Source organism: Clostridium sp. (genome assembly GCF_036660475.1).
Lineage (GTDB): Bacteria > Bacillota > Clostridia > Clostridiales > Clostridiaceae > Clostridium_J.
In genome coordinates, this window is the sequence record NZ_JAVXAO010000011.1 from 113,810 (window position 1) to 134,864 (window position 21,055).

Below are 21,055 nucleotides of genomic sequence, written 5' to 3' on the forward strand. Positions count from 1 at the left end.
TCTTAATTCCAACTTATAAGAAGATATATTAAAGCGTTAGACATCAGATAAAACAATATGTAAAATAAAATGTTCATAATTTATATAGTTATGGACATTTTGTTTTATCACATGTTATATTTTGTATATTACTATTGGAGGTGTTATCATTTATAATAAAGAATTAAAAAAACTCAAGTCATATGAAAAGAAGATTAAAGGTGGTAAATTCAAGTTCTTTTTCATAGAAATTTTAGTGTATAATATTCCTCTTATTCTACTAGCTTGTATATTTCTGCTACGATCTACAACTAAGGATATAAATGATATTTATTATCAACTTTCTCTAATATTTATAACAGCAGGCTCTAGTGGATTTGTAGCGGCAGTTTTGATGACCCCTAATAGATGGGTTAAAATTAATAAATATGTTAAAAACAATAATGATAGTAATCTTAATTAATAGCAATCTAAGTAAAAGATATGTAAATGGAATACTATCTGTTTCTATTAAAGAAATATTATGATGAGTAGCAAACTCATTCACTTAGCTCTTTCGTAAGTTACCCATGAGGTGTAAAATTCATACCAATACCCCCTTAGATGTACTGAAGTATTCAATAGGCTCAAAGTGCTGTTTGCCTTGATACTCTATTGCTATATTTAGTACAGAAATATATATATCATAAGACATTTGACCACCAATTGAACTACGAAAGAAAAAAGGTCGGTGTTGATAAATCACCTTAAATTTAAAAAATTTTAATAATAGACTTAAGTTCAAAGGCATTTCGCTATGATACCTAGTGTGTAAGTTCTTCCAGTTACAAGCTGTGAGAATAAAATGATATAAGAGAAAATCGTCAGAGATGGCGGTTCTTTTTTGATGTATAGGGACGTATACAATCTTTTTTATGGGTATTTATCATTGAATTATGAATTGCTTAATCCCTAAAATCACATAACCCTATGGTACATAACCCTATGGTACATATTCCTTTTCATCTTCATTACGTCCTAAAATATAAGTTATACTTACATTACACTCGGCATACTGTAAACGACCCTCTTTATATTCAACTAAATTTAAAGTATCTTCCACATTAAATGGTCTATCATCTTTTCTTACTTCAAATTTCTTCTTACATTCACATACTGCATTGAAATATTTACTTTCAGTTTTTAATTCATGTATCATTTTAAAACCTCTCCCTCATTATCATTTCCTTGAATTATTCATCATTTAACTTATACCCACAAATAGGACAATACTTTATTTTTATACCAATATTCGAGAAATGTTTGCTATGTGCCTTATTTCTTATTGAGTATTTCTTATAACTTATTGTGAGTATACTTGATATTCTTGCAACTAGTAGAATTCATTACTGAATAATAAGGTATTATGAATAAATTATTTAATTATACTTTGACATAATAGCACCTTACATTAAATTAATATAATAGGTTAAATGAACTGTTTTACTCATATTTTCATAAGTTCAGATATATTATTAATAATGTATTTAGGTGTATATTGCTTTAAATTCCATACTTGTCCATGACTTAACCAAACAGATGTTAAACCAGAATCAATTGCTCCTTTTATATCAATTATAGGATTGTCTCCAACAAATAGGGTAGTTTCATTCTTTGAATTGATTTTAGATAACGCAAGATGAAATATTTTAGGATCAGGCTTTCTAATATCAATTTCTTCAGAAATAATGATAGTTTTCATATACTTTCTAAAATCTAATTTATCAATTTTTGTATTTTGAAAATCAGAATTCCCATTTGTTATAATCCCCATTTTTATATTCCTATCTATAAAATAATCTAAAACATTATATAAATTAGGCATGGGTTCAGCACATTTGGGGAACTCCAGATTCCAAAAATCAATTAATTCCTTTAAGTCAGGTTTATATCTCCATAAAACTCTGTCTTGTAATTCTTTAAACATTTCTTCTCTTGGTTTATATCCTTGTTTATCAATTTCAAAAAAAATATTTTTAATGATTCCCATACTATCATAGTCCAATACTTCAGAGTATTTTAGTTTAAAAAGGTCTACAAACTTAGATAATGACCTGTTTCTATCATGTATTGTATCATCCAAGTCAAAAAGTATTGTATCAAAAATCATATGCTTTACTCCCTTATTTATAATCAATATTAACAATATCTAGTCCACAATTTCCAAGCGATTCACATTATTTTATAATTCCGACTTAATTAATATAAAAATTATACCATATTGACTATATATTTACATAGATGTATAGAACTCTTGATAATTTTAAAGCATCATACTATTGAAATATCAATAGTTGTTTCGTATTACCTACAAATTCTTCATTAGATTTATTGACTATATTAATAATCTCATTTTTAAATTCTTGAATCTCTTCTTCCAATATTTTCGAAGGTTGTATCCGTATCACAACCTTTAAAAATATTAGTACATTACTGTTGCTATCCATAAGATATAAATTGAAAATAATTTTCACATAAGCGTATAACCTGATATGACTAAAACAAAAAATTAAATATGAAATTTTTCAATGTATACTAGTTGTAATTTAAAATTAAGAATTCAAAATTTAAAATTGGAGTTGGAGGATTAAAATCCTTAGTTTTTTTAAAAAATCATGTAAAAAAACAGTATTTCCCTAGAGGCCTTAAACCTTGTGGTCTCTAAGGCTACATAGGGCTAAGAACATAAAAACATAAAAACACAGAAATCTGGATAATTTTAAATGACAAATATAAAATTTAGTTTATAGTTTAAGATTTAATTTATAGGAAAAGGGAAACAGTATGGAATTTGTTCTTTGAGAGTTGAATAGTAAGTTATTTGAAAAATATATATTAAATAATGGTTTTATGCTAAAAAAAGCTGATAAATTTGAGTTTGGAATTCATGAAACTATATATTCAAACGTGGATTTAGAACTTAGATTCAGTTGGGAGAAAAGAACTCTACATAAAATAGATACTGATAATTTATTTTGGATATATAAGGATGACAAACGAATTGGTGGAGTTAATATTTGTCATAACTTGATGGGCTCTTTTTTTATGGAAGCACCATATAGTTATGATAGATTTACAGTTATAAGTGTTCTTAATGATGCTTTATTACAATGGAGAAATGATGATGAGAATGCTATTAGAATATATGGTGTTATCCCTGAGGATATAGAACATTTTAAAAAGCTAGGATATTGTATAAAGCATGCAAGAAGAGTTATGATTCGACCAACTGAAGTATTTCATAAAATTGATTGGGGTAAAGATTTTATAATAAAAACACCAACTATTGCTGATGCTCCTCAAATAGGAAAATTGTTTTTTGAAAGTTATTCTGGCGGTATAGATTATGAAGTCTTCGGACAACAATCCGTAGAACAATCCATAAAAGATGCTTAATATGTATTAAATATATACCAAAAGAACGGTATTCTTGATGGTTAAACTCTTGTGTTTGATAAAAATACAAATGAATTGATTGCAGCATGCATAGCTGGAATTAACGGATTTTGTGATAATAATTTTTCTGAAATTGGAGAAGTGGCAGTAAAACTAATATATAGAAATTTTGGGATTGGTTCAATGATGATAAAGCAAGCTTTAACAAACTTAAAGAAAATATCGCCAGCTACAATATTATGTGTGACTATTGGAAATTCGACTGAAAATTTATACAATAAATTGGGATTTTTTTCAGGAGTTAAGTTTACTAACATGTACTTGAAATAAACCGTTAGTATCATAAAGCTTTTTATTTATTTGTATAATAGCTTTATCCATAGCACTTTCTAAGGTATCCTTAGAATTTACTCTTATACTTTTAAACTCCATAATTAATCCTATTTTTGTAATATCCTTAGGTATTAGGCTTACATCATATCGCCCTAGGCCAGACTCTCTATTTGATATTACTTCATAAGTATCATTTAGAGATACAAGCATACCTAATATAAATGCATGATATACTCTTTCTGGATTTTCTCCAGAGATATCAAAGAGATGAAATACGATTTCCCATACTCTCTATAAATCCATCAAAGCCATTATGTTTTTCATCTCAATTACCACCATATCTAAACCATTATTATTCACAGTAGTCTTAGTATTCTTAGATAATAAATTTATATAAAGTATAACATTCTTTCAAAAATCAATTAAGAATTTTAGTCTTGCAACTCTAACTCCAATTTAAAAACCTAAATCTTTAATTTAAAAACCTAAATTTTCAATTCCTAATTATCCTATCCCCAACAATCTTAAACTCTGGTGGATAATTTTCCGCATAAAAAGGAATTGGAGTTTCTTTTATTCTTCCTTGCTCTGAAAGGTATCTCATATGCACATCTTCATACTTTTCACCCTTACTAAGCCAAAAATAATCCTCCATACACATGCCCCTAGTTCTTCTGCAAATTTCCCAAGAATCATAATATATAAGTCCAATTGCCTTTAATATTTCATCAATATTTTGCCTTTCTTCTGGGACAACTCTCTCCTGAATCCAAAACTTAATATCATCACTGGTAGGAATATACTCAAGGTTCCAGTTCATATAACTATACATTCCTAAAGGTAGGTATTTTCTATTATCAATATTACTATATTTCTCAAAGACAAACTCCTTCTTTGCTGTATCATAGGTTAAATCACCTACAGGAGTATCTTTACACATTAAAACGTACTTATCTATCATAATATCCCCTTCTCAACTAAATAGTTGTATCTGACCTCTAATAAATGATTAATACACTGAATTCTATACTCTGATAAATACTCTTTATATCCCCTTACAACTTCTAAAATTTCTTCAATTGGAACCCGGGTAATATTTACTTCCCCTATTAGCTCTAACTGTTTATAGTGAGATTCCGCAAAGGGTTTACACTCGTCTATCATCTCCCAAGTTTCTTTATCATCTTGAGAAAGTTCAAAATCTTGTATATCTGCATATAGTGATAATCCGTGATCATATAAAGGTGAAAACTTTGATACTTCACCATTTTTAGAAATAACACTAAAGTTTCTTAAATGCCTGTCTATATTATTTATTAAAAAATCCATGACTATCATTCGATCTATATCTACCTTGAAGTTAGGAAGCATAGTAGTAATTGTGCTATAAAGATTTTCTCTACTAACGTTCCCTAAAATGCTTCTTATACTTAATAGCGCTTCATCATCTTCTAAGAAATCCTCTGAAACACTTACTAATACTTCTGTATCTATATTAGGTATATTCATTTTTTCTATATAATTTACGGCGCAATCAATGTGGAATTTATTAATTATCTCATAACCCATAGCCTCACTGATAGGCTCTAAATTCGAAAACCTATTTTTAAGCTTGGTTCCCGTTTTTATATATACTTTTTTACCTGCTGAATTTCCAATACATTTATATAGCATACCCTTAGAAGTACTAGTTAAACTTATTTCTCTTAAATTATCTATACTCATTAATTTTCCTCCCTTATTATTATCATACTTTAAGGTAGCTTTAAAAAATAAATAAGTCAGTCTACTAGACTATTTTGACTTATTATTTATTTTCAGCTGCCTAAGTATTCGCTGCTATTTCATATCTTCAATTCTACCATAAACAAATTCCATATAATACTTATTCTCCCCCATTAGGTCCTATAACTTTCATGATTTTTTATGTTTTTTACTCATAAAATCTATGGGCATAAGGCTTATATTTAGACTTTAAGATTCTGTGCTTATATTCATCTAATACAAATACCCCCTTAGATGAACTCTAAGGGGGTTAAAAATCTATTTATATGTTGTTGCCTGTGTTATAAGAACTTCTTTACCTTTAAATACTCATTCACTTCGCCCTTCGTAAGTTCATGCTGTGGTTATTGTGGCAGGACCTTGGGGTTTTAGCTTGCTAAATATAGGAATTACTTGATAATAATTAATCACTGTAATATTGAAGTTAAAGGTATAGTTAATTGATCTATTCTATTAAAATTAAGTTTCCATTTTTTGTTCTCTTCGGAAAGATTAATAGTATGATTTACTATTACCTCTTTATTTGTATCTTTATTTATTAGTGTAAATGTTATGTCGTAGCTATGCATATCAGAATCAGATTTAGTTACATTTTTAATATCTAAATCTTTTATTTCTGTATTAAATTTATGATTTGAATTACCCTGAGGTGTTCTTGATGTTAAATGACGATTTGTTTTAAAGTTTTCAAAGCCTTCTTTTGTAAAGTAATTTTCATATAAATTAACATCTTCATCATCGTTGGTAAAATAACTTTCTATAAACTTAGTGATAAGAACTTCTTCATCATTATGTTTAGAAAAAGCAACAATAGAAATTAATATAACAATCACTAAAATTGAAGAATAGACCAAAGTTTGTTTCTTCATAAATTACCCTCCTTTTGAAATGAATTTGTATAACAATAATTTACCATAAAAAGAAATTAAATACAAGAAGTCTATGAATCCTGTATATTTAATGTTTCAAAGATTTAGTTAATGATTTCTAGTCTAAGGTATAGGCATTTTGTAGATTTACTTGCTGTAGCCAGTATTTTTAAATTATTTAACAAATAAATTATCTATATTCAGTTTAATAAAATCTTGTAATGAATATACAACATTCTCTAATCTATTATAATCAATGACTTCAGGGATATCATTTAAAGTATGAATAATTTCTTTGATATTTTCCTCGGAGATAGAAATGCTGGTATAATTATGTCTTTGAAAATTAACATCATCACTTCCTAAACTGTAGTCCCAATGAAACCTTGTCCCTGGAAGAATTTTCACCTCATGGGTAATGAGAAAGGCCATTGGGGCTTGAGCTTGCTAATTTTTAATTTTAAACTAAATTCATGGTTTTAAATTGCAGTATAAATTTAACTTCATCTATTATATAATATAAGTATAAAGAACATACATGAAGTTAATACTCAAACTAATGATAAGATAAAACAAGAGGTATTTTAATGAATTTTAAAAAGGATATTAATAATATTCATGACAAGAGTTACAAGGATTTATATTCTAACAAAGAAGTGTTTTTGGATTTAGTAAAAGGAATGTTAAAAGCACCTTGGGCTAAGGAGTTAAATGTAGAGGATTTAATTTTAGTTAATAAATCTTATGTACTTTCAGATTATGATGAGCAAGAATCAGATATAGTTTACAAGGCTAAAATAGGAGAAGTAGAAGTAATCTTTTATGTGCTTCTAGAGTTTCAATCTACGGTAGATTATAGAATGCCACTTAGATTATTCTTTTATATTAGTGAATTACTTAGAGAGCATTGTAAAAATGAAAATCACAAGCAATGGGATAAGAACATAAAAATTCCAGCGGTTATTCCTATTGTTCTCTATAATGGAAATTCAAAATGGGATGCAAAAGTAAGATTCTCCGATATGATAAGCGGCAGTGAACTTTTTGGAGACAGTATAATAAACTTTGAATATGATTTATTCGATGTGAATAATAGCTATACTAAAGAGGAACTAATTAGAAATAATAATATGACGTCAGCTATATTCCTATTAGATCAGAAGATAGATCCAAGTGAGTTTCTAGAAAGGATAAAAGCCATAGCTTTATTTTTTAACAATTTAACTCAAAAGGATAAAACTTTAATAAAGCATTGGATTAAAAACACAGTAGAAGAAGAGATGGCAGAGACAGCCATTAATATATTATCAGCAATGGAGGAGGAGGTTGAAACCATGGTTGCAAGTAATGCTACAATGTTAAAGGACATGAAAGAAGAAGCTAAGAAAAAAGGAAAGCTTGAGGGTAAACTTGAAGGTAAGCTTGAAGGAAAACTTGAGATAGCTAAAAATATGAAATTAAAGGGTATAGATATTTTAACAATAATTGAGATAACCGGCTTAACTGAATCAGAGGTTGAAGATCTTTAGTAGTTGATAGCTATAATCTTAAAAAATTTTAATAATAGACTTAAGTTCAAAGGCATTTCGCTATGATTACTGGTGTGTAAGTTATTCCAGTTACAAGCTGTGAGAATAAAATGAGATAAGAGAGAATCGTCAGAGATGGCGGTTCTCTTTTGATGTATAGGGATGTATACAATCTTTTTTATGGGTATTTATCCTTGAATGGGGATGTAAAAATACCGCTTATTCATTTGAATAATACGGCATTTTTATAAGTTATTATTTTTGTCATTTTTGATGTTATAAGAAGATTGTGTATTACTTTGACTACTGACTATTCTCAAAATCCACCTTTAATTAATAGCGATTTTTTCTACATTCCCAAACATTTCAAACTCCTTAGTTTCTCTGTCAACCAACATAGCCCCATCATCACTTATCGCATATATATCTTTGTTATTTCGTCTTAATATACTTGTACGCACAATATTAAAAGTGAGAGGTTAACCAATCTTTAGATTTTTTCTAAATACCTTAATATAAGAGAAGTAAAAATTCCTAATACAAAGGCAATATTTAAATATCTACTTTTATCATTTTTATCCTTTTTAAGAAATGACAACAAATTCCCTAATATAAATAAGCTCATTGGTATACCAACAATAAGGTTTGCAGATATAAAAGTGGGAGGTGAATCAAGGGATGCAATAATAATTATTGGAATAATGTAAGTAAAAAAACCTAAAACATATAATTTGGGGCTTAGATTGTTTGTTTTTAAGTAAAGTAACAACCCAAGTTTTTTATTTTGCATACAACTCTCCTATTAATCACAATTTAATACTGTTATGAATTGATTGTAACATATTTTATAAATACTATACTATTCAATTTTCAAAGAACAAATTTAAATACTAATTTCGCCTTATCTACAAATTAGACTTTAAACTATAAACTAAATTTTATATTTGTCATTTAAAATTATCCTCCTTTCCGTGGTTTTATGTTTTTATGTTTTTATGTTCTTAGCCCCATGTAGCCTTAGAGCCACAAGGTTTAAGGCCGCTAGGGAAATGTTGATTTTTTACGTTAACTTTTAAAAAATAATTAAGGATTTTCCAGGTAGATTATTTTAAGTGGGGAAGTATTGTGTTACAATACGATTGAATAAAATTTAATGAAGGGGTTGATTGAGATTAAAATGAAGAAGTTCTTCGTTATATTATTAGTGGTTGCTATATCTCTATTTGTAGTAGCCTGTGGTGGAGATAGTACAAAAGAAAGTTCTGGAACTGCTAGTAAAAATGAGATATTTAGTGTTGTGGAACTTAATACAGTACAGGGAGTTTGTGAATATTATTTAAATGGACTTGAAGTTACACCAAGAATAGAGCCTTCAACTATTACTGGAAACTATTCGCACTATGAGGTGAAAAGTAATGGCAATATCTATATAGATGTAATTATGGATGTGAAAAATTTGAATAATGAAGCTAAAATGGCAGATGACATACTCACTGCAAAGATAAAAATCAACAGTAATGAGTATACGTGTTTCTCTGTAGCAGAAAGTGATGATGGTTCTGATTTAGAAAAAGATGCTTCAATAAAGTCACAGGAAAGAAGACAAATTCATTACGTAGCTGAAGTTCCTAAAACAGAAGCCACTGGTAAAATAGAAATTATCTTAACTATCAATGGAAAAGATTTTAGTAATGAGTTTCATTTAGAAGATATAAAACCTACAGATCCCTCTGTTGAAAGTTCAGCAGGAAAGGAACCAGAGGGTGACAATATAAAAACAGATATACAAGAAGACACGAAACAAGATGGAACTGAAGATGAATACTATATAATAATAAAAAAAGATTGGCAGAGACAACTAGATTACATTAATTCTATTGATGATCCTACAGTAAAACAATCAGTACAAACCCCGGAATCTGCTGCTATCATGGAATCAAATAGATTGCTTATAGAATATCCTGGAGATTACGAGGCTATAGATGCAAGTCTAAAGAGGGTTCTTAATGGCGAATAATCTTAAGTTATTATGAGCGTTAAATTCCAATTTGCAATATAGATTAATGCAACTTCAAGGAAGTAATTTTAAATTGTTCATCAAATCTAACTGCTAAATTGGGAATTTATTGTGGAGTACAAGCTATAATTTCTGTATAAGTATTTTGTGGAGTAGTTCAATAAAAATGGCTATTATTTCTATAATTCATTATAAGGTAAGGCAATAATACTTTTAATATTATTGCCTTATCTTTTAAATATTAATAAACAACTGCTCCACAAATTGGAATTTGTCACTCTAAGTAGTATCAATACTAATTTGGTAGTACTCAAATACACAGAGAGGTATTATCTTGCAAAAGATATTGCCTCCCTTCTTTTGCTATAAATTCGACCTCTACAATTAACGTCTACGCCAAGCAACTTTCACTCCAAGCACTACCAGACACAACATAAAGAAAATACCAATTAGTGCAGCCCCAGGTGCATCATCGGTTTCCCCAATGTAAATGCCAAAAACACCAATAAATACACCGACCGCAAAGATGAAGATAGAGGTACCCCACGCCTTGCGCCTAACTTTCTTCAAAAAATCAACCTCCTTATCCGTTGTTGATGGCAACGATGCCTTCACGGGAGATTTCATTTTTTCATAGTCTAACTGACAGTTGTCACATTCCTTCAAATGAAGCTCAACCTCCTCTGTCGTTTCTTTGCTGAGCAGTTCGTCGATATAACTCGGCAATAAATCTTTGACAATATAGCATTTCAGCATGACATCACCTCCATTATTTTTTGCTTTGCCCTATAAAATGTAATCCTCGCCCAATTTTCACTTTTACCAAGAACTTCGCCAATTTCCGAAAATGTAAACTCGCCTGAAAGTCTCATATGGACAACTTCTCTCATTGGTTCGTTCAAATCATGGATTGCTTTATACAAGGATAACTTATCATTAGTCAACAGAAGCGATTGTTCGGGTGTTGATGAGTCGGGTATATCTTCAGTAATTTGCTGCGTATCATGTCGCTTTCGCTTCCTCAATTCCTGATACCAGACATGCTTAGCAATCTGACAAAGCCAAACTGACATCTTACAGCTACCATCATATTTGTCAATAGAATATACGGCTCGATAAAAAGTTTCCTGAGTCAATTCTTCAGCAGTATCCGTGTCACGAGACAGGGATAGCAGAAATTTGTACACGCTCCTAGAATGTTCTTTGTATATCTCTTCAATTCGGTCACCCATAGCATCTCCTCCTTTCAATCAGTTCTACTTTATATATCCTAAAAACGAGTATTTCGTTACACAGTAAAAATAATTTTAAAATAAAAGCTGAGAGAAGTATCTCTTGCACTCAAAACTAAACTTTTTATAAAATTCCTATTTACCTATCACTCTAAATTTATTACTAAACTCGTTATAACATATTTTGCAAGTAAAAAAACCACATAGTTAGCAAAATCATTCCCTTCGATCTTTCGTAAGTTACCCTTGGGTGTAAAATTTGGGGATTTCACCTTCCTAAACTGCAGTTCAAAGGAAACCTTGCCCTTGGAAGAATTTTCACAACAGGGGTAATTTCGAATACTAAACTGCAGTTCTATGGAAATCTTGTCCTTGGAAGAATTTTAAACAAGTAGGTGATGTAGAAGGAACCTTAGGACTTGAGATTGTTATTTATCTAAATATAAGAAGTAACATGGAGAGGTTATATTGCAGTTTATGAAGTTATATTTTTCTTTGTCATTTAAAACTTTATATTCTGCAGATTTATGTTTATACTGGTCATCGTTAGTAATGACATACATATTTTCATAAGCTAACGATGCATCTAAATATCTTTTATTTGTAAGCAAATAATCTATACAATAGTTATAATATTTCAAGGCATGATTAAATTTTGATTTTTTAAAGTATGCATATGCAACTACATAGTAAAAATCAATTTTAATATCTTCACTTAAAATATTATGTATAATAGAATTTTTTTTAGTTAATATTAAATCTATATTGTTAGTGTTATAAAGAAGTATAAGTTCACAGCATTTAAATCCATTAATAATATCGCGTTCTGTAAAATTGTCTAAAACTTCATTGATTACAGAATAGGCCTCTTCCACTCTGTTTTCATATATAAGAGCATTAAAATGATTTAAATAACATTCGCATATCTGAGTTGTATTATCAATGTAATCATAAAAAAATATAGCCTTTTTTATATGGAAAATTGCTTTATCATATTGCTTTAGTGCAAAATATGATATGTTCAAGTTAAGGTGAATATATGAAAGTATATTTAGTGTTACTATATCAAAATTATTAGCAAGAAATGTTTCGAGGTAATTTATTGCGGCATTATATTCTTCCGTATATAAATAATAAGCACCTATGTTATTTATAATAATAAAATATGTTTTGCAATTTTTCATATTATACATTTCTAAAAAAAACAGAGCTTTTTTAAGGTACTCTAAATTATAAATACTAGAAAATGATGTTATTTTTAATCTTCTTAAAGTAGTTATTGCAATAGCTAAATATTCTACATATATAGGTTTTATATCATCTCTTAACATAGAAAAAAGATTTTCACATTTAGATAGAAGTACCTCACTTTCTTTTTTAAAATCTAATTTGTAATAACTTAATCCTACATAGTATGTAGTAATAAAGTCATATGGAGTAATTTCATCTATAATATTGTAGTACTTTTTATTTTCATATAATTTCTTTAGTTTTAGATATGTATTATTTAATGAAGGCACATTCGCAAAGTTTTCTTCACATAAAAGTACATTGAGAGGAGTCTCTAATACCTTCGATATGTGTATAAGTTGATTAAGTGATGGTAGTCTATTACCTGTTTCTATCTTACTCAATGTGCTCCTATTTAGGATATCACAAATCAAATCCTCCTGAATTAGACATTTACACTTCCGTATATTTTTGATTTTTAATCCTATTATATTTTTCATAAAAATACCTTTCATAAAAAGTTCCAATTTAAAAATGTTCAATATAGACACAAATTTCAAAAAAACTGTATGTTATATACTAATATTACATAAAACTATATTTTTTTCAATAGTTTGCATGTATTTAATTGCTGAGTAGCCAATATGGTGTTATTTGAGATTTAACAAATCAAAATTTTTAATATAACATAATGGTACAGTCTAAATATGAAGCAGTTGTACTAATGAATAAGTTTGATTTTATCAGAATTTAAATCGGCTAGGATGTCTTCTAGAATATCACATGATGAAAGTATGATAGATATAAGTGATTACATTATAGATTATAACAATAAATGGTAGAGGAGAGATACAATGGTGATAGACATTCTCAATATAGCTTGTAATATTATGGTGATGTTATTAGTTTTTCAGTTAACTACTATTATGCACGAGGTAGGGCATGCTATACCGGCTATTATATTTAGCAAAGATATAGTTAATATTAGTTTAGGTGTCGATAGAGGTAATACTATAAAATCACTGGTTATAGGTAAGTTAACTATAAGTCTTAGAACATTAAATCCATTTATAGGAATAGTAACCTGGTCTGATATCAATATATCAAAGAATCAAAAGGCATTAATAACCATTGGAGGGCCTATACTCTCATTAGTTATTTCTATAATTTTATTCGCATTAACAAAAAAAATTCAAAGTGAACTTTTAAAATCAATATTAACATTTTCAGCTTTCTGTAATTTTATTCAATTTATTATGACCATAATACCAATAAAATATCCTAAGTATTATGGGGCTTATGCTGGACATCTAAGTGATGGCTCTAAATTAATATCATTGCTTAAAAATTAGGTTTTAGTAATAAGCATATGTTATGGTGCTTTAAGCAACCTCATACACTTGGGACTTGAGCTTGCTTCTTAAATTGAATTTAATAGTAAAAAATTAAATGGCGTGAAAATAATATTTTGTAAAATTTTTGACTATACCGTAAATAACATGGAGGGATATTATGAAATTTAAATTTGTTGCAATGAATTTAGAATACGCAAACGAAATGATTAATAATTGGAAGTATGGGGAAAAATATCATATATATAATTATATAAATGAAGAGGAACTTTTGTTAGATGAAGAAAATTGGGGTGAAGAAAAATTTGCAGTTTTGAATGAAGAAAATAACCTCGTTGGAGAGTTAACAATAGCCTTTTTCAAAGAAGAAGATGATAATTGTGTTGAACCTAGAATAGTTAGAAACAGTCCACAAGACATTTATGAAATGTGGATTGGGTGGGGCTTAAAACCAAAATTGTGTGGAAAAGGACTCGGCTTAAGTTTTGTTTTAGAATGTATTAATTTTGCAGTAAAAAAGTATGACTATAAAGGTGAATATGTTAGATGTGGTGTTGCAGCATTCAACAAAAGAGCAATTAAGGTATATGAAAAAGCAAATTTTGAAACATTTCATATATGTGAAGGTGAAATTGCAAACGAGAATCATAAAATTCTTCGAATGAGAAAGAAGATTAGATAAAGATTTAAGCTATATTAAGTATATATGTTATTAGATGTAGAAATAGTGCAGTGAATATATGGTAGCAAACGTCATGGATAAACATGATAGTAAAGCAAATAAAGAGGATAGCAAACTCATTTAATTCGTTCTTTCGTAAGTTACCCTGGGATGTAAAATTTGCAAATTAACCCTTCCTAAACTGCAGTCCCAAGGAAACCTTGTCCCTGGAAGAATTTTCACAACAGGGGTAATGCGAAAGGACATTGGGACTTGAGCTTGCTAAAAACTCCATCCAAGATATATTGGATGGAGTTTTTAGGTTGCAGGTATTTTTACTGAAAAATACTAAAATCCTTATTAACACATTTCTTCATTAGTTAACACTAGCAGTTTTCTATTATTGAATCGAGCTCATCAACTCAAGGAAATATTTTGCATCTTGAGTTTTATATAGATTGTACCAAGAATCTAAGGTTTGTGGTGAAAACACCTCTAGAATTTTCAATATGTGAAAAGTAAATTCAAGAGGCGCTATTCCAGAGGCAGTAATCAAACTTCTATCAGTTACAGCGCATTCTTGCTTATAATATTTTTCTCCATCATAGCTTGGGCAGACCATTTTTAGATATCCCAAGTCATTGCTTGTATGCGGTCGTTTATTCAATACGCCTTCCATAGCAAGTCTTATTGTAGCACCACAAATTGCCCCTACAACAATACCTTTCTCTAAATATTCTTCAGCCATTTTTATAATGGGAGCATGAATTGCTTCTGTCCATGTATTCCCACCAGGTAGAATCAAAGCAACTGTCTCTTCAATACTACACTCCTTAATTTCAATTTCTGGCAATATTTCTAGACCTCCCATTGTAGTAATAGGATTCTTATTAATTCCTACAGTTACTATTTTTAGAGGCATTAATCCCTTTTTATAGTATCTTCCAGAATTGATTTCAGTGCTTAAATAACCTATTTCCCAATCTGCCATTGTATCAAATACATAAAGATATACTGTATTTTTCATTTTCTATTCCTCCACATTCATTTTATTGTTACTATATATTACAGGATGGTTTCAAACTCCATCTTGATTTATTATATATTATCTTAACTGACAAACTCAGTCAGTTAAGATGATGAGTCATCAAATCTCTAAGAGTTTCTGCCATAGCAACTTTAAAACTATCTGGTTCAAGTACCTTTAATGATTTACCATATGGAAGTAAAATATGTGGAACATATGTAAGGATTGAGTCTTTGTCCATTAAAAAATCCCCTCTGCATTCAGTTCGTTCTATAAGATGATATCCTAAAAACCAATGTGCACAAAGGTCATCTAATGCTTCAGGTTTGCCTTCAATTACTAAAGTGCAAAGTCCTGCTTTGCTTTCCCCATTTGATAATAAGCTTTCTGTAAAAAACTCACGTGCTGAAAAATCTTCAGGCCGCTTAAACCTATTTTTAGTGCTTATGATATTTACTATTCTATCTACCCTAAAGTTACGAATTTCATTCCTAAGATGGCAAAATGCAATAGTGTACCATTTATTGTTCCAGTAAAGCATCCCATAGGGATCAACAACCCTGTGTTTAGGATGGCCTTCATAACCTGTACAGTATTCAATTTCTACAGAGCATTCATTTGCAACTGCTTCCTCGAGCTTCATTAATATAGGTTTCATAACTGGATCGCAAATACGACTCACTACTTCAAATCCCACTAAATGACGATTGAGAACTTTTTCTTGGTCTTGATTTGAATACATCTTTAACTTTGATGTTGCACTATTTAGAGCTTCCATAAAGGGGTATCCTGCTTCCACTGCAAAAATGGCAGCATGCAAAAGTGATTTTTTCTCTTCAATATCAAAAAACAAGGGTGTTTGAATAAAATTGTTAAGTAAACTATATCCCCCGTTATGACCAGGCTCCGATATTATTGGCACACCACTAACACAAAGTGCATCCATATAACGATAAACTGATCGTATGTTTATTTCTAACCTTTCGGATATTTGCTTTGCAGTTATTTTTGCACCTGAATTCAGCATCCATAAAATTGCTAGCATATTATCATTTTTTGCCATAATGCGCCCCCTAATCTAGTTAATAATTAAATTTTATTGTTTAGAAATATAATATCATTACTTTCTATTTTGAGTGACTAAAACCTAATATATGTTAAAATATATATTATAGTCAACATGAAGAAAGGAGTTTTTAAATGTATACTTATAAGTCTGTTAAAACCCCATGGTTTTGCAACTACTATAAAAAACGTCTTAAAAAATCAATTTTAATTTATGTTTCACTTATATTGCTATTAGTTAATATATTTGTTTTCTTGTTTTTATTTTTAATTCTAAGTAAAAATAAACTATTCAATGGAACAGTGTATTTATCCGTATTAGCTATTACTATCCTGTTAGAAGGTATCGCTTTAATATTTCATTGTAATAAAGAAGTAAAAGATAACTTAAATAAACTTAATGAAACCACCATAACCATTTCCGCTTAAAAACATTGATAAAATAAGACTATTAAGACAAGGAATAACGATCTGCCATGGGCAACAAGCCTTTATCCTTGTCCCAAAATCAGTTCTACCTGTTGATGTAAAGGAGTTTATATCCCTATTTAAAACTGCTAATCCCCAGGTAATTATTGAAGACGTGGCAATTGAAAATAGAAAGCACTTACTGAAAAATTTACTATTCTTTATTATTATCGGCTTCTTATCATTAACAGCCTCACACTTTATTGGGAAATATGATTATGAACATAATTTTGCAACCTATGACTTAATTATGGAGGAGCAAATGGTTAAGCTATTTGACAATTCTTTTTTATATGAAAATAAAACCTTAAATTATTCAATCGTTTTTCCTAAAAGCTGGTCTGGCAAATTTGGGGTAGAAGAAAAAGAAGATTGTATCGATGTTTACTATTTAGAAAATGGAGAACAAAATTCTAACACTAACATTCTTTTCACTATAAGAGATAGAAAAAACTCACCACCTATTAGCGAATATAATAAAATAACTTATGAATTTACTGACCAGGCTACCTATATACTCTGGGGACCCAAAAAAGTGTACATGGATGATAACTCTGCTGCTTATTCAGAATATGTTGAAATGTACAAGGAAATTATAACCCTACATTTAATGGGTTTATAAGAAATATCCTTGTATACTATAGAAAATAACTAAAGCTGACCCGTGATTTTAACGGGTCAGCTTAGTAAACTCAGTCGCTTCGCTCCTTATTTCATTGGGAGCTATATTAATAGCTCTCCTTGGTATTAGGCTAGGATGTATGGTGTTTCTGTAGTATCTATAACAACGGCTTCTAACTTAGAAACTAATTGTCCTTTTTTACTTTGGAAAACTTGTGATGATATAGCAAGATCCATGATTGCATTAACCTGAGCTAAAGTAACATTATCCTTTACCTTAGTTACAATTAAGTTAAATCTTGCCTCAGTAGAGTCTTTAAATGTAAGCACTAATTTTCTTTCCATGGGTTATACCTCCTTTCTAAATTTGATAAATCACTTTCTGAACTATTCTTGGTTTAAAGAGTAATCTTCCAGCTTTTTAATCTCAACAGGTGCACTAATTTTTACAGCACCGATTACTACAGCCATATTATATATAGCAGCATCGGATGCTTGTCCACTTACTGATGAGAACCTTTGTGAAACTATATTCGGTGTCCCATCTATTTTTTTCCCGTCTTCAAAGTAAATAGCCATAGTTTTAGAGTTCAAAACATTTGTTACGCTCATTAAAATCAACTCCTTTCTGCTTTAATAAATATATATATGCTACTTTATTATTTTTTGTCATCCCCTATCTTCATGCAGCTATAGTAATGCTCTATGGCTTTATTTACTATGTCCGTATACTGAATTACTTCATTTGCAAATACACCTTTATCTCTTCAAGTCGCTTTATATTGGCTATCTCGATTAAATAGGTTCTTCTTAAAGATTCATTGCCAGCTGAATTAATAGATGCAACCTGTCTTCCCATCTTTTTATTAAGTTTACTAGGAGATCTACTATGACCTGAATTTTCTCTAGGAGAATTAACCTCTATCTTATTCATTGGAGCATTTCTCGGGCCATTTTTTATATTAATCGATTTGTTTATTGGCCCCTCTTTTGTATTCATTGATTTATCTCTTAGCTTATCTTCCCTGTTCATTAATCTATTATTTGAATCACTGGATTTGTTTTTTATCTTTGATATATTCTTTGAATCACTGGAGTTCTTTTTCATCTTTGATTTAAGCTGAGCAATACTCATATATTTCTCAGCTTCATCATCTTCCTCTTCAAGATGATCCTCTTCAACTTCCTCAGAATTTTTTAAATCTTCCTGAGTAAGTTCATAATTATTTATCACCTCAGCCTCACCCATAGCTCCAAAATTAATTTTTGTATTTGCCATTTTAAATTCTCCTCCTTTCCGTGTTTTTATGTTTTTATGTTCTTAGCCCCATATAGCCTTAGAGCCCACAAGGGTTAAGGCTCCTAGGGAAATGTTGGTTTTTTACGTAATTTTTAAAAAATAATTAAGGGTTTTAATCCTTCAACTCCAATTTTAAATTTTGAATTCTTGATTTTTAATTACAACTAATATATATTCAAAAATTTCATCTTTAATTTTTTGTTTTAGTTCATACAGGGTTATACGCTTATGTGAAAATTATTTTCAATTTATATAGTCCATGGGAATTAAGAGTATAAAGGAATTCAACGCAATAAAGGTGCAATTAGAGCTATAAAGCACATTGCACCTTTATGTTATATGTTTTTTAGAGTTGTAATTTTGGATATTAATTACCAGTCAGAATTTATTGATAAAATCTATTTTAGAGCAACTATTTCAATGTATATTTTAAAAGATTTACAATCATTACGTCATTTATAAATTTCTTAGCATATTTGCAACACTCTCTTTGGACTTAAGCTCATTAGAGGTATACAAAAAATGTTGTTCAAACAAATCAGCAATAGAATTAACAAATGACACATCTGTACATGACTGATGTTTTGTAGGGTTCTCTGTATCAAAAAGGAAAATAAGTTCATTTTTTTTGCACCAACAATACACAGAAGGCATTGAAGGTATAAGATTATCTGAGTTTAAACATATGTTGAAATTAGGATATTTTAAAACACCATCTGCCAAATCATGCATATGCCTTTTAAATTGTTCTTGTGATACTATCAATGGTGGGCAGATTACTGAGTTTTCTTTTGCATATATTATAGTCTTTTGCTCTGCTAATTTCATTAAGTTATTGATGGGATAAAAATGAACTATATCACAAAGTTCAATAGTTTTTAAGAATGCTTTTTTCCTTAATTTAAATCTTTTAAACTCAACTTGAATTTGTTTTTCTGATAACAGAGAATTACATAAAATCTCATAAAAAAGATCATCGCTCATAAATGAACATGTTGGTATAGAATTATAGTAGTATGCAGTGTTATAAGTAGGCATTAATTTATCAATATTAATATAATAATTCATTTTTTTTTCTCTAGTTAAAAGCGCCGATGTCTTCATAGTTGTAAAAGTAGGTATTGATTTTGAGACTACTTTATCTACAATGTTACTATAAGCTTTAATAGATAAAGAATCTTGGAAAACAGAACAGTAATTACAGGAATTAACTTCAAAGTGATGTCTTAGTCCAAAGATAAGCATTTTCTTATCAAGTGCATGAATTGAAAATGTATTGTTTAAAGTTGGAGGACTAGAATAACATAAAATTTCACAGTTATCATGAAAAATGAGAGGAGCAAAATTTAACACTATTTTAGCATTTCGATAAGAAGAATATATCAATTGCAATTTAAACCCCTTATCTAGTAGTTTTAATATCCTTTCAAGCCAAATAGTTCTAAATTTGCCATCCTCCATAAATATGTCAAAAACACCACAATAAAGAAAAGTTAGCACTCCTGGAGTTCTTTGTTGATCAGCTATATCAAGTAAATTTAATACCGCTTTCTGCTTGCCTGCCTCCCCTTCATAAATTGATACAGGTGCAGTATACAAAGAACCATCAACTTTCTTATTTTCTTTAAATTGTCGTTCATTAATTTCATTATCAATAATAAATTTTTTCACATAGGTTCTTAAAATATCTTGTGAATTAACATAATCAATTTTAGAATCATATATAGTTTCGAAAAAATCTTCTAGGGTACTTACACCTAAATTATCATTACGATTAATCAAATAGTCAATCAATTTTTCAAAGTAATCGTTGTTTACATCTACCTTTCTAACACCACTTTTCCATTTGCTGATTAAAGTTCTATGGACATTTAAAGCCAGCGCAAGTTGAGTAGGTGAAACTTCTAATAGATCTAATAAGAATCCGATACCATGCTGTTTCATAGATACACTCCCTTGTCACTATATGTCACACTATTGATAAGTGACATATGGTGTGACTATATTTTCATTTTATAGTTACTATAGTATACTCAAAACACAAAGTCAAGAAAAGTAAAATTAGGTATGTTATAACGTTAAACGTATAATTAGTAATTTATGTTTTGAAATACAATTTGCGTATGGGATTTAAATATCTAAAGAAAGTTTG

28 protein-coding genes are annotated in these 21,055 nt (G+C 29.3%); 9 read left to right on the top strand and 19 right to left on the bottom strand.

All coding sequences use genetic code 11. The features are described from left to right. Positions 1 to 121 precede the first annotated feature (121 nt). Positions 122 to 442 carry a hypothetical protein gene (locus tag RSA29_RS14790; RefSeq protein ID WP_346944561.1) on the top strand — a complete coding sequence of 107 codons (321 nt, stop codon included), beginning with the start codon at positions 122 to 124 and terminating at the stop codon, positions 440 to 442. Between the two features lie 519 nt (positions 443 to 961). On the opposite strand, the gene RSA29_RS14795 is transcribed toward RSA29_RS14790, so the two are convergent. The 3 genes from RSA29_RS14795 to RSA29_RS14805 form a co-directional block, all read right to left on the bottom strand. Next, on the bottom strand, positions 962 to 1,177 hold the full coding sequence (locus RSA29_RS14795; RefSeq protein ID WP_346944562.1) for a DUF3850 domain-containing protein: 216 nt from the start codon (positions 1,175 to 1,177) through the stop codon (positions 962 to 964). 288 nt (positions 1,178 to 1,465) lie between these two features. Further along, the gene (locus RSA29_RS14800; protein WP_346944563.1) at positions 1,466 to 2,128 is read right to left on the bottom strand and encodes an HAD family hydrolase; all 663 of its coding nucleotides are present in this window, start codon (positions 2,126 to 2,128) and stop codon (positions 1,466 to 1,468) included. A gap of 166 nt (positions 2,129 to 2,294) precedes the next feature. Next, positions 2,295 to 2,465: a hypothetical protein gene (locus RSA29_RS14805; RefSeq protein ID WP_346944564.1), complete on the bottom strand. Its 171-nt coding sequence runs from the start codon at positions 2,463 to 2,465 to the stop codon at positions 2,295 to 2,297. A 358-nt stretch (positions 2,466 to 2,823) separates the two neighbouring features. Between RSA29_RS14805 and RSA29_RS14810 the strand changes: the two genes are divergently transcribed. Then, entirely contained in the window at positions 2,824 to 3,414 is a 591-nt protein-coding gene (locus RSA29_RS14810; RefSeq protein ID WP_346944565.1) for a hypothetical protein, read from the top strand. Positions 3,415 to 3,465: 51 nt separating this feature from the next. Next, the gene (locus RSA29_RS14815; RefSeq protein ID WP_346944566.1) at positions 3,466 to 3,744 is read left to right on the top strand and encodes a GNAT family N-acetyltransferase; all 279 of its coding nucleotides are present in this window, start codon (positions 3,466 to 3,468) and stop codon (positions 3,742 to 3,744) included. On the opposite strand, the gene RSA29_RS14820 is transcribed toward RSA29_RS14815, so the two are convergent. The 5 genes from RSA29_RS14820 to RSA29_RS14840 form a co-directional block, all read right to left on the bottom strand. Next, positions 3,709 to 4,026: a PD-(D/E)XK nuclease domain-containing protein gene (locus tag RSA29_RS14820; protein WP_346944596.1), complete on the bottom strand. Its 318-nt coding sequence runs from the start codon at positions 4,024 to 4,026 to the stop codon at positions 3,709 to 3,711. The genes RSA29_RS14815 and RSA29_RS14820 overlap by 36 nt on opposite strands. Positions 4,027 to 4,240: 214 nt before the next feature. Then, entirely contained in the window at positions 4,241 to 4,708 is a 468-nt protein-coding gene (locus RSA29_RS14825) for a hypothetical protein (protein ID WP_346944567.1), read from the bottom strand. After that, positions 4,705 to 5,472, bottom strand: coding sequence for a HipA domain-containing protein (locus RSA29_RS14830; protein WP_346944568.1), 768 nt, complete (start codon positions 5,470 to 5,472; stop codon positions 4,705 to 4,707). Before RSA29_RS14830 ends, RSA29_RS14825 begins: the two co-directional genes overlap by 4 nt. A gap of 467 nt (positions 5,473 to 5,939) precedes the next feature. Beyond that, positions 5,940 to 6,401 (bottom strand): hypothetical protein, encoded by a 462-nt coding sequence (locus RSA29_RS14835; protein ID WP_346944569.1) that lies wholly within the window; start codon positions 6,399 to 6,401, stop codon positions 5,940 to 5,942. A 174-nt stretch (positions 6,402 to 6,575) separates the two neighbouring features. Then, positions 6,576 to 6,809 (bottom strand): hypothetical protein, encoded by a 234-nt coding sequence (locus RSA29_RS14840; RefSeq protein ID WP_346944570.1) that lies wholly within the window; start codon positions 6,807 to 6,809, stop codon positions 6,576 to 6,578. A gap of 179 nt (positions 6,810 to 6,988) precedes the next feature. Here RSA29_RS14840 and RSA29_RS14845 point away from each other — a divergent pair, with 179 nt between their 5' ends. Then, positions 6,989 to 7,930 (top strand): Rpn family recombination-promoting nuclease/putative transposase, encoded by a 942-nt coding sequence (locus RSA29_RS14845; protein ID WP_346944571.1) that lies wholly within the window; start codon positions 6,989 to 6,991, stop codon positions 7,928 to 7,930. Positions 7,931 to 8,259: 329 nt separating this feature from the next. Here the strand turns inward: RSA29_RS14845 and RSA29_RS14850 are convergent, their stop codons facing one another. Together RSA29_RS14850 and RSA29_RS14855 are read right to left on the bottom strand one after the other, a co-directional pair. Further along, positions 8,260 to 8,391, bottom strand: a complete 132-nt coding sequence (locus RSA29_RS14850; RefSeq protein ID WP_346944572.1) for a hypothetical protein — start codon at positions 8,389 to 8,391, stop codon at positions 8,260 to 8,262. A 29-nt stretch (positions 8,392 to 8,420) separates the two neighbouring features. Continuing rightward, the gene (locus RSA29_RS14855; RefSeq protein ID WP_346944573.1) at positions 8,421 to 8,720 is read right to left on the bottom strand and encodes a hypothetical protein; all 300 of its coding nucleotides are present in this window, start codon (positions 8,718 to 8,720) and stop codon (positions 8,421 to 8,423) included. Between the two features lie 363 nt (positions 8,721 to 9,083). On the opposite strand from RSA29_RS14855, the gene RSA29_RS14860 reads away from it, so the two are divergent. After that, positions 9,084 to 9,947, top strand: coding sequence for a hypothetical protein (locus tag RSA29_RS14860; RefSeq protein WP_346944574.1), 864 nt, complete (start codon positions 9,084 to 9,086; stop codon positions 9,945 to 9,947). Between the two features lie 384 nt (positions 9,948 to 10,331). Here the strand turns inward: RSA29_RS14860 and RSA29_RS14865 are convergent, their stop codons facing one another. From RSA29_RS14865 to RSA29_RS14875, 3 genes are all read right to left on the bottom strand, one after another. After that, on the bottom strand, positions 10,332 to 10,703 hold the full coding sequence (locus RSA29_RS14865; protein WP_346944575.1) for a zf-HC2 domain-containing protein: 372 nt from the start codon (positions 10,701 to 10,703) through the stop codon (positions 10,332 to 10,334). Further along, positions 10,697 to 11,179: a sigma-70 family RNA polymerase sigma factor gene (locus RSA29_RS14870; protein ID WP_346944576.1), complete on the bottom strand. Its 483-nt coding sequence runs from the start codon at positions 11,177 to 11,179 to the stop codon at positions 10,697 to 10,699. Before RSA29_RS14870 ends, RSA29_RS14865 begins: the two co-directional genes overlap by 7 nt. Positions 11,180 to 11,607: 428 nt before the next feature. Then, entirely contained in the window at positions 11,608 to 12,813 is a 1,206-nt protein-coding gene (locus tag RSA29_RS14875) for a hypothetical protein (RefSeq protein WP_346944577.1), read from the bottom strand. Between the two features lie 450 nt (positions 12,814 to 13,263). Between RSA29_RS14875 and RSA29_RS14880 the strand changes: the two genes are divergently transcribed. Together RSA29_RS14880 and RSA29_RS14885 are read left to right on the top strand one after the other, a co-directional pair. Further along, positions 13,264 to 13,761 carry a hypothetical protein gene (locus tag RSA29_RS14880; protein ID WP_346944578.1) on the top strand — a complete coding sequence of 166 codons (498 nt, stop codon included), beginning with the start codon at positions 13,264 to 13,266 and terminating at the stop codon, positions 13,759 to 13,761. A 160-nt stretch (positions 13,762 to 13,921) separates the two neighbouring features. Beyond that, complete coding sequence (locus RSA29_RS14885) at positions 13,922 to 14,443, top strand: GNAT family protein (RefSeq protein WP_346944579.1); 522 nt, start codon at positions 13,922 to 13,924, stop codon at positions 14,441 to 14,443. 379 nt (positions 14,444 to 14,822) lie between these two features. Here RSA29_RS14885 and RSA29_RS14890 read toward each other — a convergent pair whose 3' ends face one another. Beyond that, entirely contained in the window at positions 14,823 to 15,449 is a 627-nt protein-coding gene (locus RSA29_RS14890) for a type 1 glutamine amidotransferase family protein (RefSeq protein WP_346944580.1), read from the bottom strand. A 100-nt stretch (positions 15,450 to 15,549) separates the two neighbouring features. Then, positions 15,550 to 16,512 (bottom strand): WYL domain-containing protein, encoded by a 963-nt coding sequence (locus RSA29_RS14895; RefSeq protein ID WP_346944581.1) that lies wholly within the window; start codon positions 16,510 to 16,512, stop codon positions 15,550 to 15,552. Between the two features lie 137 nt (positions 16,513 to 16,649). Between RSA29_RS14895 and RSA29_RS14900 the strand changes: the two genes are divergently transcribed. Together RSA29_RS14900 and RSA29_RS14905 are read left to right on the top strand one after the other, a co-directional pair. Then, the gene (locus tag RSA29_RS14900) at positions 16,650 to 16,943 is read left to right on the top strand and encodes a hypothetical protein (RefSeq protein ID WP_346944582.1); all 294 of its coding nucleotides are present in this window, start codon (positions 16,650 to 16,652) and stop codon (positions 16,941 to 16,943) included. A gap of 154 nt (positions 16,944 to 17,097) precedes the next feature. Beyond that, positions 17,098 to 17,604, top strand: a complete 507-nt coding sequence (locus tag RSA29_RS14905) for a hypothetical protein (RefSeq protein ID WP_346944583.1) — start codon at positions 17,098 to 17,100, stop codon at positions 17,602 to 17,604. Between the two features lie 125 nt (positions 17,605 to 17,729). Here RSA29_RS14905 and RSA29_RS14910 read toward each other — a convergent pair whose 3' ends face one another. The 4 genes from RSA29_RS14910 to RSA29_RS14925 all read right to left on the bottom strand — a co-directional run bounded on the left by RSA29_RS14910 (position 17,730) and on the right by RSA29_RS14925 (position 20,847). Next, positions 17,730 to 17,948: a DUF2922 domain-containing protein gene (locus RSA29_RS14910; protein ID WP_346944584.1), complete on the bottom strand. Its 219-nt coding sequence runs from the start codon at positions 17,946 to 17,948 to the stop codon at positions 17,730 to 17,732. 42 nt (positions 17,949 to 17,990) lie between these two features. Next, the gene (locus RSA29_RS14915) at positions 17,991 to 18,215 is read right to left on the bottom strand and encodes a DUF1659 domain-containing protein (RefSeq protein WP_332486965.1); all 225 of its coding nucleotides are present in this window, start codon (positions 18,213 to 18,215) and stop codon (positions 17,991 to 17,993) included. 124 nt (positions 18,216 to 18,339) lie between these two features. Beyond that, positions 18,340 to 18,882 carry a hypothetical protein gene (locus tag RSA29_RS14920; protein WP_346944585.1) on the bottom strand — a complete coding sequence of 181 codons (543 nt, stop codon included), beginning with the start codon at positions 18,880 to 18,882 and terminating at the stop codon, positions 18,340 to 18,342. A 477-nt stretch (positions 18,883 to 19,359) separates the two neighbouring features. After that, entirely contained in the window at positions 19,360 to 20,847 is a 1,488-nt protein-coding gene (locus RSA29_RS14925; RefSeq protein ID WP_346944586.1) for a hypothetical protein, read from the bottom strand. Positions 20,848 to 21,055: the final 208 nt, after the last annotated feature.